This is a genomic window from Nocardia sp. NPDC058058, assembly GCF_042885355.1.
Lineage (GTDB): Bacteria > Actinomycetota > Actinomycetes > Mycobacteriales > Mycobacteriaceae > Nocardia.
The window spans coordinates 2,909,407-2,923,845 of sequence record NZ_JBHVSA010000001.1; the positions used below are offsets into that span (position 1 = coordinate 2,909,407).

Annotated in this window: 15 protein-coding genes; 5 read left to right on the forward strand and 10 right to left on the reverse strand. The window is 67.2% G+C overall.

The features are described 5' to 3' along the window. Position 1: 1 nt before the first annotated feature. A complete protein-coding gene (locus ACFVUS_RS13555; protein WP_387764761.1) occupies positions 2–523 on the forward strand; it encodes a hypothetical protein in 522 nt (173 codons plus the stop codon). Positions 524–624: 101 nt separating this feature from the next. Here the strand turns inward: ACFVUS_RS13555 and ACFVUS_RS13560 are convergent, their stop codons facing one another. Then, positions 625–1,125 (reverse strand): GNAT family N-acetyltransferase, encoded by a 501-nt coding sequence (locus tag ACFVUS_RS13560; RefSeq protein ID WP_387764763.1) that lies wholly within the window; start codon positions 1,123–1,125, stop codon positions 625–627. Between the two features lie 45 nt (positions 1,126–1,170). Beyond that, the gene (ligA, locus tag ACFVUS_RS13565) at positions 1,171–3,249 is read right to left on the reverse strand and encodes an NAD-dependent DNA ligase LigA (protein WP_387764765.1); all 2,079 of its coding nucleotides are present in this window, start codon (positions 3,247–3,249) and stop codon (positions 1,171–1,173) included. 120 nt (positions 3,250–3,369) lie between these two features. On the opposite strand from ligA, the gene ACFVUS_RS13570 reads away from it, so the two are divergent. Then, entirely contained in the window at positions 3,370–3,789 is a 420-nt protein-coding gene (locus ACFVUS_RS13570; RefSeq protein WP_387764767.1) for a PPOX class F420-dependent oxidoreductase, read from the forward strand. A 56-nt stretch (positions 3,790–3,845) separates the two neighbouring features. Here the strand turns inward: ACFVUS_RS13570 and ACFVUS_RS13575 are convergent, their stop codons facing one another. Further along, positions 3,846–4,562, reverse strand: a complete 717-nt coding sequence (locus tag ACFVUS_RS13575; RefSeq protein WP_387764769.1) for an SDR family oxidoreductase — start codon at positions 4,560–4,562, stop codon at positions 3,846–3,848. Positions 4,563–4,662: 100 nt separating this feature from the next. Between ACFVUS_RS13575 and ACFVUS_RS13580 the strand changes: the two genes are divergently transcribed. Continuing rightward, positions 4,663–5,511, forward strand: a complete 849-nt coding sequence (locus ACFVUS_RS13580; RefSeq protein ID WP_387764771.1) for a LysR family transcriptional regulator — start codon at positions 4,663–4,665, stop codon at positions 5,509–5,511. A 13-nt stretch (positions 5,512–5,524) separates the two neighbouring features. Here the strand turns inward: ACFVUS_RS13580 and ACFVUS_RS13585 are convergent, their stop codons facing one another. Beyond that, positions 5,525–6,319, reverse strand: coding sequence for an ArsR/SmtB family transcription factor (locus ACFVUS_RS13585; protein WP_387764773.1), 795 nt, complete (start codon positions 6,317–6,319; stop codon positions 5,525–5,527). 149 nt (positions 6,320–6,468) lie between these two features. On the opposite strand from ACFVUS_RS13585, the gene ACFVUS_RS13590 reads away from it, so the two are divergent. Further along, complete coding sequence (locus tag ACFVUS_RS13590; RefSeq protein ID WP_387764775.1) at positions 6,469–7,722, forward strand: ATP/GTP-binding protein; 1,254 nt, start codon at positions 6,469–6,471, stop codon at positions 7,720–7,722. 85 nt (positions 7,723–7,807) lie between these two features. Continuing rightward, positions 7,808–8,173 (forward strand): hypothetical protein, encoded by a 366-nt coding sequence (locus ACFVUS_RS13595; RefSeq protein WP_387765565.1) that lies wholly within the window; start codon positions 7,808–7,810, stop codon positions 8,171–8,173. 43 nt (positions 8,174–8,216) lie between these two features. Here the strand turns inward: ACFVUS_RS13595 and ACFVUS_RS13600 are convergent, their stop codons facing one another. From ACFVUS_RS13600 to ACFVUS_RS13625, 6 genes are all read right to left on the reverse strand, one after another. Next, complete coding sequence (locus tag ACFVUS_RS13600; protein WP_387764777.1) at positions 8,217–9,056, reverse strand: SAM-dependent methyltransferase; 840 nt, start codon at positions 9,054–9,056, stop codon at positions 8,217–8,219. A gap of 112 nt (positions 9,057–9,168) precedes the next feature. Further along, complete coding sequence (locus ACFVUS_RS13605; RefSeq protein WP_387764779.1) at positions 9,169–10,215, reverse strand: methionine synthase; 1,047 nt, start codon at positions 10,213–10,215, stop codon at positions 9,169–9,171. A 224-nt stretch (positions 10,216–10,439) separates the two neighbouring features. Beyond that, positions 10,440–11,561: a tRNA 2-thiouridine(34) synthase MnmA gene (mnmA, locus tag ACFVUS_RS13610; protein WP_387764781.1), complete on the reverse strand. Its 1,122-nt coding sequence runs from the start codon at positions 11,559–11,561 to the stop codon at positions 10,440–10,442. A gap of 2 nt (positions 11,562–11,563) precedes the next feature. After that, a complete protein-coding gene (locus tag ACFVUS_RS13615) occupies positions 11,564–12,784 on the reverse strand; it encodes a cysteine desulfurase family protein (protein ID WP_387764783.1) in 1,221 nt (406 codons plus the stop codon). Between the two features lie 103 nt (positions 12,785–12,887). Beyond that, the gene (locus ACFVUS_RS13620; RefSeq protein WP_387764785.1) at positions 12,888–13,694 is read right to left on the reverse strand and encodes a helix-turn-helix domain-containing protein; all 807 of its coding nucleotides are present in this window, start codon (positions 13,692–13,694) and stop codon (positions 12,888–12,890) included. A 4-nt stretch (positions 13,695–13,698) separates the two neighbouring features. Further along, positions 13,699–14,265 (reverse strand): hypothetical protein, encoded by a 567-nt coding sequence (locus ACFVUS_RS13625; RefSeq protein ID WP_387764787.1) that lies wholly within the window; start codon positions 14,263–14,265, stop codon positions 13,699–13,701. Positions 14,266–14,439 lie beyond the last annotated feature (174 nt).

Genomic DNA, 14,439 nt, shown 5'->3' on the forward strand with positions numbered 1-14,439 from the left:
TATGACCATCACCATCGCACCCCGCCGCCGCACCCTGGCACCGCTGGCCGTCGCCGTATTGACCACTGCCGCACTACCTTTCGTCGCGGGCACCGCGGAAGCCGATACCCGCGGCGCTCGCCCCGCCGCCAGCTGCCTGTGGGCCGGTACGCCCTATGCCGCCGGCAAGACCGTCGTCGCGGGCGGGGCCACCTACCGCTGCGGCAGCCAGGCGAACGAGCCCTACTGGTTCGGTGAGGGCAAGACCGCCAAGGCGAGCACCGCCGCCACCCCCGGCGCGATCGCCAACCCGATCGGCCAATTCAGCCCGGGCGCACGGCAACCCGGCACCGCCTACAACGACTACTGCACCGGCAACCAGCTCATCGAGGGCACCGATGACGTCTACCAGGTGGTGCGCATACCGGGCGGCGGACTGATGTGGAAGGCCGCCACCCCGATCTCCGACTGGAAGTTCGACTCGCCCAAACCCGCACCGACCTGGCGCACCGCCAGCCTGTGCATCGACGGCGTGCTCACCTAGCCCCACGCACCACCCCTGTCAGGGCTGCCTGCCATGACCGGGATCCGCGCCCGGGTCCATCGTGATTCGCTCCGATGGACTCGGGCACACGCGTCACTCGATCAATTGATCGGTAGCCGCATGACCGTCAGCGGCAGGCCGCTCATGGCCTTCCAATCCCGTTCCGGCACATGTTCGAAACCCAGCCGGTCGTAGAGGCGGCGGGCATCGCGCATGGTCGGCATGGTGGTCAGCACCACCGCCTGCCAGCCTTCCGCGCGGGCGATCTCGATCACCTTGTGCACCAGCGCGGTTCCCACACCCAACCCGCGACCTTGCTTGCCCACCACCAGCATTCGGAATTCCAGCTCGCCGGCGCGGGCGATATCGGCGAATTCGGTGCCCGCGCGGGCCACCGTCACCGAGCCGACCACCTCGCCGTCCGCGACCGCCACCAGGATCTCGGCACTCGCGGCGCGGGTCGCGGTATCGCCGAGCTCGGCGACATACGGGCTTTCGGGGTTCACATGCCCCTCACCCACGTACACATCCACCGTCAGCGCGCCGACGGCCGCGAACTCGCTCGGCTCGACATCCCGGATCGTCACACCCGCGTCACCCATCACCACTCCATCCTCGACCCCAACGCCCCCAACACATTCGAACAATTACGCCACGGCTTCGGGGCCGCCCTCGAGGAGGCGTTTGAAGCCCGCTTCATCGAGGATGGGGACGCCCAACTCCTCGCCTTTGGCGGCCTTCGAGCCGGGGGCCTCGCCGATCACCACGTAGGCGGTTTTCTTCGAGACCGAGGCGGCCGCTTTGCCGCCTCGGATGAGGATGGCCTCCTTCGCGCCGTCGCGGGTGAAGTCCACGAGCGAACCGGTCACCACGATGGACAGGCCCTCGAGGTTGCGCTCGATGGATTCGTCGCGCTCATCGGCCATGCGGACGCCCGCCGCGCGCCATTTGTCGACGATATCGATATGCCACTGGACGGTGAACCATTCCTTCAGCGCGGTCGCGATGGTGGGACCGACGCCGTCGACGGCGGCCAGCTCCTCATCCGTGGCTTCCTGTATGGCGTCCATACTGCCGAGCGCCGACGCCAAAGCCCTTGCGGCCGTGGGGCCGACGTGCCGGATGGACAGTGCCACCAGCACCCGCCACAGCGGGCGATCCTTGGCCGACTCCAGATTCTGCAGCAGCCGCTTGCCGTTCTGCGACAGCGTGCCGCTCTTATTGGTGAAAAGTGTTGTGCCGAGCAGCTTTTCCTCATCGAGGGCGAACAGGTCGCCTTCATCCTCGATCGCGCCGGACTTGAGCAGATCGATGGCGGCCTCATAACCGAGCGCCTCGATATCGAACGCGCCGCGCCCCGCGACGTGGAATACCCGCTCCCGCAATTGCGCCGGGCAGTACTGCTGATTCGGGCAGCGGATATCGGCGTCGCCCTCCTTGGCGGGGGCGAGTTCGGTACCGCATTCGGGGCAGTGCGTGGGCATGATGAATTCGCGCTCGGCACCGGTGCGCGCGTCCACCACCGGACCCAGCACCTCCGGAATGACGTCACCGGCCTTGCGGATGGTGACGGTATCCCCGATGAGCACGCCCTTGCGCACCACCTCGGCGGCATTGTGCAGGGTCGCCATGGCCACGGTGGAACCCGCGACCGTCACCGGCTGCATGACCGCGAACGGCGTAACCCGGCCGGTACGACCGACATTCACCTGGATGTCCAGGAGTTTGGTGGTGGCCTCCTCGGGCGGATACTTGTACGCGATGGCCCAGCGCGGGGCCCGCGAGGTCGCGCCGAGGCGGCGTTGCAGGGCGAAATCGTCGACCTTGATGACCTGGCCGTCGATCTCGTGCTCGATATCGTGCCGATGCTCGCCCCAGTAGGCGATGCGCTCCAGCACCGGTTCGATGCCCTGCACCCGAACGGTGTGCGCGGAGACCGGCAGCCCCCAGGCCGCCAGCGCCCGGTACGCCTCGTATTGCGATGCGGCGCTGAAGCCTTCGGTGCGGCCGAAGCCGTGGCAGATCATCCGCAGACGGCGGCGCGCGGTGACGGCGGGATCCTTCTGGCGCAGTGATCCGGCGGCGGTATTGCGCGGATTCGCGTACGGCGCTTTACCTTCGGCGACGATCGAAGCGTTCAGGTTCTCGAAATCGGCGAGCGTCATATACGCCTCACCGCGCACCTCGAGCAGTTTCGGCACCGGGAACTCGTCGGTGCCGACCAGCTCGTGCGGGATATCGTCGATGGTGCGGGCATTGAGCGTGACGTCCTCGCCGGTGCGCCCGTCACCGCGGGTCGCGCCGCGCACCAGCTTGCCGTTCTCGTAGACCAGGTTCAGCGCGACGCCGTCGATCTTCACCTCGCAGACGAAATGCGTATCGGCTCCGGTCTCCACCTCGACGCGGGTGATCCAGGCGCGCATCTCATCGGCGTTGAACACATTGTCGAGCGAGTACATCCGCTCCAGATGGTCCACCGGCGCGAACTCGGTGGTGAATCCGCCGCCGACCACCTGGGTCGGCGAATCGGGCGTGCGCAGATCCGGATGCGCGGCCTCCATGGCCTCCAGCGCCTGGAACAACTCGTCGAACTCACCATCGGTGATGATCGGCGCGTCCCGCACGTAGTACCGGAACTGGTGATCGCGCACCTGCTCCGCCAGCTGCTGCCACGCCACGCGCTCGTCCCCACTAGCCGGGGTGATGTCGATGCCCGATTCGCTCACAACCTGCACATTAGCCCAGCCCACCGACACCTTCGCGCAGCATTCCCGCACGTCGCGCGGGTCGAGCGGACATTCATCGGGTGTGGGAACACCGGTGCGGGCGGGCGGGTTGTCAGCGGTATGGACATCGCCACCGCGATCGAATTCGCGCGCCCGCAGCACAACTCGATCCTGACCACCATTCGTAAGAACGGGCGGCCGCAGCAGTCGAATGTGACGCACTGGGTCGGGGACAACGGGGTGATCCGCATATCGATCACGGCCGATCGGGCCAAGTACTTCAATCTCGTCCGGGAGCCCTGGGCCGCGCTGCACGTGAGCAGTCCCGACTTCTGGTCGTACGTGGTCCTCGAGGGCGAGGCCGAGGTGTCCCCCGTGGCAGCCGAGCCCGATGACGCCACGGTCGAGGAATTGATCGCGTACTACCGGGCGGTCAGCGGCGAACATCCCGATTGGGACGACTACCGCCGGGCGATGGTGGCCGATCGGCGCGCGGTGGTCCGGATCAGGCCGAACCACGCCTACGGTCTGACGCGCTGATCGGGTTGACCCGGTATCGCGTGCGATCGGCGATCGGACCTCGCGCCCGCCTCGGCTCAGGCCAGCACCGCGCCGCCGTCGAGGGTGACGATGCTGCCGGTCGCGTGCGGCTGTTCCAGCAGGAACAGGAACGCCCGGGCGATGTCTCGCACCTCCCCCACGCGGCCCAGCGGCGTGTTCGCGGCGGTATCGCGGTAGAAGTCCGCGAGCACCTCTTCCGGGAGCGCCCACAGCGGGGAACGAACGACGCCGGGCATGACCGCGTTCACCCGGATCGGGGCCAATTCGACTGCGAGAGCACGGGTCAGGGCCTCGATCGCACCGCAGAGGCTGGACGGCACCGTGGAACCGGGTACGGGGCGCGGGCTCGCGGTACCGGTGGTGAGGGTGATGGAACCGCCGGGTCGCACCCGCGATGCGGCGGCCTGGACGGCGGCGAGCACGCCGAAGTACCTGAGTTCGAAGAACTTTCGGGCCGCGGCGATATCCAGATCCGCGAGCGGCGAGAGCAGCAGCGCCTCACCGGCGGTGTAGACCAGGTGATCGAACGGGCCGATTTCCTCGAACAGTTCGCCGATCCGTGCCGTATCGCCGAGATCGGCGACGAGACCGGTTGCACCCGAGGGCAATTCGGCCAGGGCGCGTTTCACCGATTCGTCGCGGCTGGAGACGACGGTGACCCGCGCACCCTGTTCGGCGGCCTCGGCCGCGACCGCGAAACCGATGCCGGAGGTACCGCCGAGGACGACTACGTGCTGGTCCGTGAGGGACATGGGGTGTGCCTTTCGATCGGAAACTGTCCTCTCACTCTCGGCTCGGGCGGTGTCGTCCGTCCAAGACCTATATCCACCGCTGTAATACCCTGAGGGCATCATGGGCGATCTCGATCTCCGTAAACTGCGCTATTTCGTCGCCGTGGCCGAGCAGCTGCATTTCGGCCGGGCGGCCGAGCGGCTGTTCATCGCCCAGCCGGTGCTGTCCCGGCAGATTCGAGCCCTGGAGCAGGAACTCGGGGTCGCACTCTTCGAGCGGGACCGGCGCGGCACCGAATTGACCGCGGCGGGTGAACAATTGCTGACCGATGCTCGGCGACTGCTCGACAGCGCACAGGCCGTACAGCGCCGGGCGGTACGCGCGGCGCGCGGAACCGGTTCCCTCACAGTGGGATTCATGCCGGGGCTGATTGTCACCGCACCCGTGCGGGCGCTCGCCGCCCGCCATCCCGGCCTCGATATCGAACTGGTGCGCACCACCTGGGACGACCAGATCGCCGTATTGCACGACGGCCGGGTCGATATCGGTTTCGTGCGCCCGCCCATCGATCCCACCGGGCTGCGCGTGCGCGAGCTGTATACCGAACCCAGGGTCGTACTGGTGTCCACCGGACACCGACTGGCGGGTAAGCAGGCGGTGGAGATCGCGGATCTTGCCGATGACGTGCTTTTGCAGAGTGTCGAGATCGTCCCCGAATGGCGTTCCGTCGCAGGCGGATCGGAGCAGCCCCCGGTCCCGGCGTACCGCAGCGTCGAGGAAAAGCTCGAACATGTGGCGGCCGGGCGCGGGATCGCGTTTCTGCCGCTGTCGGTCGCGACCTTCTACACCCGGCCCGATGTCACCTATATCCCCGTCTCCGATATCGCGGACGGGCAGGTGAGCCTGGCGTGGGCGGCCGATCGACACGGTCCGCTCATCGACGAATTCGCCGCTCTCGCAGCCGAATAACGCGCCCGGCGGCTCAGTTCCCGGTGGGTTCGGGCAGTGTCTCGCCAGTTTCCAGCAGGGTCTTGAGGTTGGACAGGATGCCGGGCCAGCCCTCGCGGATACCGGCGAGCATGAGGCTTTCGGGGCCGAATCCGTTGTGCACCACGGTGAGTTTCACCGTCTCCCCCACGGGCGTGAGCTCGAAGGTGACCGTGGAGCGGGGTTCGGTGGAAAGCCGCTCGAAATCCTCGGCGCTGAAACCGAATTGGTCGGCGAACGCCCTGTCGACGGTATGCCACGTGTAGGACAGGGTGGTGTACGGATCGGCGGTGACGATCACCTGTTCGGGATCCTTGCTCACCCAGCCCTGCTGTTCCCAGGTCATGGATGAACCCGGCCGCCAATCGGTTTCGAAGGTGGCGCCCCAGTAGCGACGGGTGAAGGCCGGATCGGTGAGTGCCTGCCACAGGCGCTCGGGCGTGGTTCGGATGTAGGTGGTGTAGACGAATTCCTCACTCATGGTGACGCTCTCCAATGCGGTTTTGAGGTCGGCCAGGGCGTGCACCCGGCCGCGGTCATAGCGGTTGATCCAGCGCTCGGCGATGGCGTTCACCGGTTCGGCATTGAGGTAGTGCAGTTTTTCGCGGCCGCGCCACCGGGTGGTGACCAGATTCGCGGCCTCCAGCACCGCCAGATGCTTGCTGACGGCCTGGCGGGTCATAGCCAATTCCGCACAAAGTTCGCGCAGGGTTTGGCCGGTGCGATCGTTGAGACTGTCCAGCAGCCGACGGCGGCTGGGGTCCGACAGCGCCTTGAAAACCTCGTCCACCTGCACCTCATTCGAACCGGAACACCTAATGCAACCATTGGGTTGCCTGTTTGATGATAGGCAACCGTTCGGATGCATGTCAACCAAATCCATTCTTGCGAAACATGTCCGATACGGGCGAGTCGCTTTAACGCCCGCGTACCGGCAGGATGACCAGGGTGTTGCGCAGTTTTCAGGTGGCGAACCACCGATCCCTCGCCGAACCGCAGGAGTTGCGGCTCACCCGCGGCAACGGCCCGGTCGCCGCGCCCGTCACCGCCGTCTACGGCGCTGCCGCAACCGGCAAGACCAGCCTCGTCGACGCCCTCGACCGGATGCGGGACGCGGTGCTCAACTCCGTCACCGGCTGGGACCCGTTCTCCGGACCGGTGCGCACCCCGCACCTCGGATTCGCGGACCGCCCTTCGGAATTCATCGCCCAGTTCGTGGCCGAGGGCTGCCCCTACACCTACGGCTTCCGGCTCGACAATGCCGATGTGAGCGCCGAATGGCTGCATTCGCATCCGCACAATCGCAAGCGCATCGTCTTCGAGCGCGCGGGCGAGGATATTCGCATCGGGCCGATGTTCGAGGCAGCGCGCTACGGGCTGGGCGCAGTGGTGCCGCTGGTGCGCCCGAATGCCTTGCTGCTGAGCCTGTCCGGGCAGTTGTACGCCGAACCCCTGGTCCCCGCCTACCGCTGGTTCCAGTCGCTGCTGGAGGTGCAGTGCGGCCAGCCCGATTCGGCCGATATCGCACACCGGGTGGGCAGTCACATCTCGCGCTCCACCGATCACGCGGTGCGATTGCTGACGCTGCTGCGCTCGGCCGATCTGGGCATCACCGATCTGCTGCTGCCGGGCGACGATCCCATGTACGGCGACTACCTACGCGACCTCGACAACGATATCGCCACCACCACAAAGGAAATCGAGTCCTGCACGGTCTCGGCGAGCTATGCCGAGGAGCTGTTCCTCGAGCACGGCATCACCGTCGTGCTGTTGCAGCGCGAACTCTCCAACCTGTTCGCCGCGCGGGACGCGCTGTACTCGCGCATGGTCAACCGGCGCGGTGTGGGACTGGGCCTGGTGCACGAGGGCATCGACACCGCGTTCGACATCACCGACGAATCCAGTTCCACCCTGGCCATGCTGCGGTTGCTGCCGCCCATGCTGGATGCCCTCGATACCGGCGGGGTGCTCATCGCCGACGATATCGACGCGCAGCTCACGCCCGAGACCGCGGACAGCCTCATCCAACTGTTCCAGAATCCCGAAACCAATACCCAGGGCGCGCAATTGGTGTTCACCACCGCCAATCGCACGCTGATCGATCGCGGCAACGGGCGCTCGCAGACCAAGCGCACCACGGTGTGGGGCATGCGCCGCACCGCCATCGGGACCTCCGAACTGCAACCGCACTGAGCGCTACGGCCCGATTCAAAGCAACTCTTCAGCTACTGTCCGGCGGCGCGCGCCGCCGGACGCGCCTAGAGTGGATGCCATGCTCATGCAGCTGCTATTCATTCTGGTGATCGGTGGTGCGCTGATCGCGACCATCACGATGTTCCGGCGGGGCCGGGGCAGCGGGCCGATAGCCGAACCCGAATCCGGCTTCCTGTACGTGACCGGGGTGAGCCCGCTCCCGAACGCCTCGGGTGAGCAGTATGTGACGATCAGCGGCAGCATTTCCGGGCCGATGGTGGTGGCGCACGAGGTGTACGGACGCTTCGCCTGGGACGTGAACCAGTGGCCCGCCATCGGCGATCAGATTCCGGTGACCTATCCGGCGGGTAAGCCGGACCACTGGCAGCTCGCGCATCCGGGCGTGCGGCCGTACTTCGGCTCTCGGCAGCAGCGCAATCCCGGCAACTGAGGTTTCGGCGAGGTAGGGCTGACGCCTGGGCACCACCGACGCCTCAGCGGCGGACCGCGGCGATATTCCGGATCTCCGGACCGCCGTCGGTGTCCGGGCGGCCGACGGACGCGGCCTGTTCGGCCCAGGTCTGGTGCGTGGTGTCCCAGCCGTGCTCGTGCAACCACTCCTCGATATCCGCACCCAGACCGGCCGCCTCGGGCTCGCCCTCCTGGGCCCCGGAGACCAGCCGCCGCAGTGCCAGGAACGCACCGCTGTTCGGGTCCACGGCGAAGGTGCTGAGATCGAGACGGCTTCCCGGCGCGGACAATTCGGCAAGGGTCGCCAGCACCCGGCGAGCATCGGGCCGCAGCAGGTATCCGAGGACGCCCTCGTCCACCCACAGCGTCGGCTCATCGGGCCGGAATCCCTGCGCGGGCAGGGCTCGCGCCCAGTCGTCGCGCAAATCGACCGGCAATACCCGCCTTTCGTAACGCGGCGTCGCACCGCCTCGCGTCAGTACGGGTTCCTTGAACTCGAACGTCTCGGGCAAATCCAGTTCGAAGAATCGGGTATCCGCCGGGAGATCCATCCGGAACGCCCTGGTGTCGAGCCCCGCGCCGAATACGACTATCTGCCGAATCCCCTCGCGCACAGCCGCTTCCACCCGGTCATCGACCAGCCGTACGGCCACGGTGCGGGCCGGGTAGAACAGGTCCAGCACCGGCGTGAGCTGATCCCACCGCTCGGCGAAGCTCGGCTTGGCGGCGTCGACGAACCATTGCGCGAACGGATCACTGTACAGCCGGTCCGCGCGCTCGCTCTCGCGCGCCCGGACCACCGCGATGCCGATCGCGGTCATGGCTACCCCGGCAACCGGTACCGGCGCTGCTGCTTCGGTCATGATTGACTCCCCATTTCGACCCGCGGCCCGCGGTAGTCAGCGGGCCACCGTCGACGCTAGACGGCCGGAGGCAACCGTGCGGCATTGCGCTGGAAGTGAAAGCCGTTGCCGCTCACTCGAAGTTGATCGACTCCGGTTCGTCGGCGTAGACGGCGGCGGTCTCGGCGGCCAGGGTCAGCGCCTGCCGTGCCCAGGACAGCGGTGCGCCCGCCAGCCCGCACGCGGGCGATACCAGGACCTGTTCGGCCAGCAGACGGCGGGAGAAGCCCAGCCGATCGATCAGGCGCACACCGGGTTCGGCGATCTCACGCCAGGTGACCGGCTTGTCCGGAGCGGTCGTGGGCACCAGTCCGAGTACCAGATGCCTGCCGTCGTCGAGCAGTTCGCCGACCCGGTCCAGATCCCTGACGCCGATCGTCGCCATATCGAATCCGATTGCGGCGGCACTGCTTCGGCGCAGGAACCCGAGGGCGGGTTTCGAGGCGCAGGTGTGCACCAGCACCGGGCCGGACTGCACGTCGATCACGGTGTCGAGAATGTGCAGCGCCTCCGGTTCCGGCATGGCGCGCACGGTATTGAGCACGCTCACCCCGCGCAGGGTGCCATCCAGAATGTCGGTGAGCAGCGGTTCGTCGAACTGCACCAGTACATCCGCGCCCAGCCGCTTACCGATTTCCGCCGCGTGCGCGGCGACGCCCTCGGCGAGGGATTCCGAAAGATCGCGCACCGCACCGGAATCGGTGAGCACCCGATGCCCGAGCGGCAACTCCACCTGCGCCGCGAGCGTCAGCGGTCCGGTGACCTGCACCTTGATCGGCCGCCCGCTACCCGCGAGACCCGCCGTCTCCCAAGCCTCTTCGAGCGCGTCCATATCCGCGCGAAGCAGATCGTTCGCGCGCCGGGATACCGCCCCGGGCCGCACCGCGAGCCGATAGCCGCGCGTGGTGCTGTCGAAGCGCATATCGACCAGCAGCGCCGAGACCCGCCCGATCATGTCCGAACCCACACCGCGCCCGGGCAGTTCGACCAGGTGCGGCAGCGCGCCCAACTCCCCCACCACCGTGGTGGCGGCCTCCCGGGGGTCCGCGCCCGGCCACGAACCGACGCCGGTGGCGATGCCGCCCTGTAATACGCCGGAACCGCTCTCGATCTCGCTCATCCACGTACCCCGTATCGCTCGGCCCTACAGATTCGATTTCCGGCACTGCGCACCGGCACAGGCCGAGGCCCGGGATCGGCGCACGTTACCACCGGGCGATACCCGGGAACATCGCGGTGCCGACCGCCCGCGCCGATATCCAGTCGTGCGTTTCAGCCGAACGCACACCGCACTATCCGGTGGGGCAGGGTGCGGTACGTCGGCCGGCTATCGCGTGGCCGGTCTCACTGCGCGCTGTCCGAAACCAGTTCGGTTGCGGGCGAATGCGGTTCGCGGCCGGTGCCGGTGATGGTGCCGCTGCCGATGACCTGATCGCCGGTGGCGTCGGGCAGGTAGAGGACCACGGCCTGGCCGCGGGCGACGCCGGTGAGGGGTTCGCGCAGGCGGACGATGAGGCCGCCGTCGACGGCCTCGGCGACCGCCGGGGCGGTGCCGCCGTGCGCGCGCACCTGGGCGACGCAGTCGATCGCGCCGACGGGGGTTTCGCCGGAGGTCCAGATGGCGCGATCGGACAGCACCGTCCAGACCTGGAGATCCTCGGCGGAACCGACACGGACGGTGCCGGTTTCGGAATCGATATCGGTGACGTAGCGCGGCTTGCCGTCGGCGGCCGGACCGGGCAGGCCCAGCCCCTTGCGCTGACCGATGGTGAACTCGTGCACGCCCTTGTGATCGCCCAGCTTGGTGCCGTCCGAGTCGAGCACCGCACCGGGGCGGATGCCGATCTTCGCGCCCAGGAACGCCTGGGTGTCACCGGACGGGATGAAGCAGATGTCATGGCTGTCGGGCTTGTTCGCCACCGCGAGACCGCGTTCGGCGGCCTCCTCGCGAATGCGCGGCTTCGGGGTGTCGCCGACCGGGAACATGGCGCGGGACAGCTGCTCGGCGGTCAGTACCGCGAGCACATAGGACTGATCCTTGTCCTCGTCCACCGCGCGGCGCAGCACACCGTCTTCCAGGCGGGCATAATGCCCGGTGACGACGGCGTCGAAGCCCAATGCCACCGCGCGATCCGCGAGCGCGGAGAACTTGATCTTCTCGTTGCAGCGCAGGCACGGATTCGGGGTTTCGCCCGCGGCGTACGCGGCGACGAAATCGTCGATCACGTCTTCCTTGAAGCGGTCCGCGAAATCCCAGACGTAGAACGGGATTCCGAGCACGTCGGCGGCGCGGCGGGCATCACCGGCGTCCTCCTTGGAGCAGCAGCCGCGCGAACCGGTGCGCAGCGTGCCCGGGTTCGCGGACAGCGCCAGGTGTACCCCGACCACCTCGTGTCCGGCCTCGACGGCGCGCGCGGCAGCCACCGCGGAATCGACGCCACCACTCATCGCGGCAAGCACTCGCATCTCTAGAAGCCTCCTTTCGCGCCGGCCATTCCGGCCGCCTTCGCCCGATCCACGACCTGCGGCAGCGCGGCCAGCAGGGCGTCGATATCGGCGTCGGTCGAATTGTGTCCCAGGGTGAATCGCAGTGACCCGCGCGCCAGTCGCGGTTCCACACCCATGGCCAGCAGCACATGGGAGGGTCCGGCGACACCGGCATTGCAGGCCGATCCGGTCGAGCATTCGATCCCGGCGGCGTCGAGCAGCATGAGCAGCGAATCGCCCTCGCAGCCGGGGAACGTGAAGTGGACGTTGCCGGGCAGTCGGCGGTCACCGGTCGGCCCGTTCAGAATGGCCTCGGGCACCTCGGCGAGCACGCCGTGTATGAGCCGATCCCGCAGCCGGGTGAGTTCTACTGTGCGCGTGGACATTCCGGCGACCGTTTCGCGAATCGCGGCGGCGAGTCCAGCCGCGCCCGCCACATCGGAGGTGCCCGAGCGCAGATCCCGCTCATGCCCGCCGCCGTGGAACAGCGGCACCGCGGACACCTGACGGCCCAGCAGCAGTACGCCGACACCGTGCGGCCCGCCGACCTTGTGCCCGGCGAAACTCGCGGCGGCCAAACCACTCCGGCCGAAATCGATGGGCAGCTGCGCACCCGCCTGCACCGCGTCACTGTGCATGGGCACATCGAATTCCTGTGCCACGGCCGCCAATTCGGCGATCGGCTGTACGGTGCCGACCTCGTTATTGGCCCACATGACGCTCACCAGCGCGGTGTCCTCGGCATGCGCGGCCAGCGCGTCGCGCAGCACCCGCGGCGAGATGACGCCCTCGGCGTCGGCCTCCAGCCAGGTCACCTGCGCACCCTCATGCTGTTCCAGCCACTCCACGGTATCGAGCACCGCGTGATGCTCCACCGAGCTGACCAGAATCCGGGTGCGCACCGGATCGGCGTCCCGCCGCGCCCAGTAGATGCCCTTGACCGCCAGATTGTCGCTCTCGGTGCCGCCCGAGGTGAAGATCACCTCCGAGGGCCGCGCCCCCAGCCCCGCCGCGATCGATTCCCGCGACTCCTCCAGCAACCGCCGCGCCGCCCGCCCCGACCCGTGCAGCGACGACGCATTGCCACCGGCCCCCAGGACAGCGGTCATCGCCTCGACAGCGACCGGAAACATAGGTGTAGTGGCCGCGTGATCGAGGTAGACCGTCTGGGCACCGACCGGACCCGGGAAAGCCGACTTCATAACCGATAGAGCCTAACCCATCGTTGACCTGCGAAATCTCAGGGGATCCCCTCAGCGGTGCAACCCACCGGCCACCGCCGGGTATTCCCCGGGCGGCAATCGCTCACGGTTCCAGACAGGTCATGGTGTGCAGGCTCCACGCCGCGGGATCGGGCCAGTCCTGCCCCAGGGATTTGACCGCGTGCTCGCGGCGCACCCCGTCGGGACATTTCACCGACAGCACGATGTCCGAGAACTCCGCTTCGGTCGGCATGACCGACATCATCTTCTCGAATTCGGGATTCCGGCGGCACAGGTCGAAGATCTCCGCCATTCGCTCCGCCGGAACCACCGCGGGGCAGAAGATCATCAACCACATCGCGGACCGTCCGGCAATCAACTCCCAGGAGTCGCCGAACGACTCACGTGCACCGGGGTTGGTGAACAACTGCACGGGCATATCGACGGGATTTCCCTCCGACGGCACCGGCATCCAGGGGAAGTACTCCTTGAACGACTTATTGGTGGCCATAATGCGGCCCTCGGGGTTCTTGGCGAAGTAGGCGGGACCCGAAATCGATTCCAGCAGCGCGATATCGCCCGGCGCGAACTGCGGGGGCCAGCTCCCGGTCTCGTCCGGCACCAGCCCGGGCAGTACGGCCGCGGCGATCTTCTTTGCCAACGCTTTGGGCATACCCAGCTCATTACAGATATCGACCAGCACCGAGTTGGGCATCTCACGGTCGCCGCGAAAGTATTTGGCCAGGGTCGCGGGGCTGGTATGGACCGCCTCCGCAATTTCCCTACGGCTTTTTCCGACCACACGCGCGGTGGTGTCGAGTTCGTGCATCAGGCGCAGGAAGTGATCCCTGGGCTGTACCAGTTTGTCGAACGGTGGCTTCTTTTCGCGCCTTCCACCCGCGTTCGCCATCTCGTCAGTGGAGCTTTCCGAGTGCGTCCGATAGGGCTCGGGACGCGCCGTCCACCGCGGTGGCCGCGTCGATACCCGAGGTGAAGGTCACCGTTGCCACGGCGCCGTTGTCCAGGCGGCCGATCGCGCGGGCTTCGAAGAGTGCGGGATTGATGCGGGATCTGCCGCCGCTCACCTGCGCCGCGTTGCCGATCTGGAGCGGGTTCGAGATCTGGATATCGTGCGCGGAATCGAACAGGTCGACCGCGCCCTTGGCATCGTCGTACATCCGCTTGGGTTCGGTTGTGCGAGTGAGCGTCACGTTGATCGCGGTGGGATCGTTCCTGCCCGATTCCACCGTCCAGGTCGGGGATACCGAAATCGATTTACCGGTGAACGCCTGTGTGCGGCAACCCGCGCCGGGGGCGATGGCGGAGAGGGTTTCCGGGGAGATGAGGCTGCATTGATCGGGCAGTTCTGTGATCGTCTTGGCCGCGGTCTTATCGGAGGAGGAATCCGAATTGGCGACGACGACCGCAATAACGCCACCGATCAGCACTACGGCGGCGACCGCCCCGCCGACCAGCCACATCGTCCCGGGGTTACGCGGGGAAGGTGCCGGTGCGGCGCTCGGCTCTCCGCTATCTCGCGCGCCAGTCGACCTGACAGTCGGTCCACCGTTAATCATGCCTTGCCCCAATCGAATTCACGCCGATAACACTGGGACGGGACGTTAACAGACTGTGCGCGAATAGGTGTTCAAGAG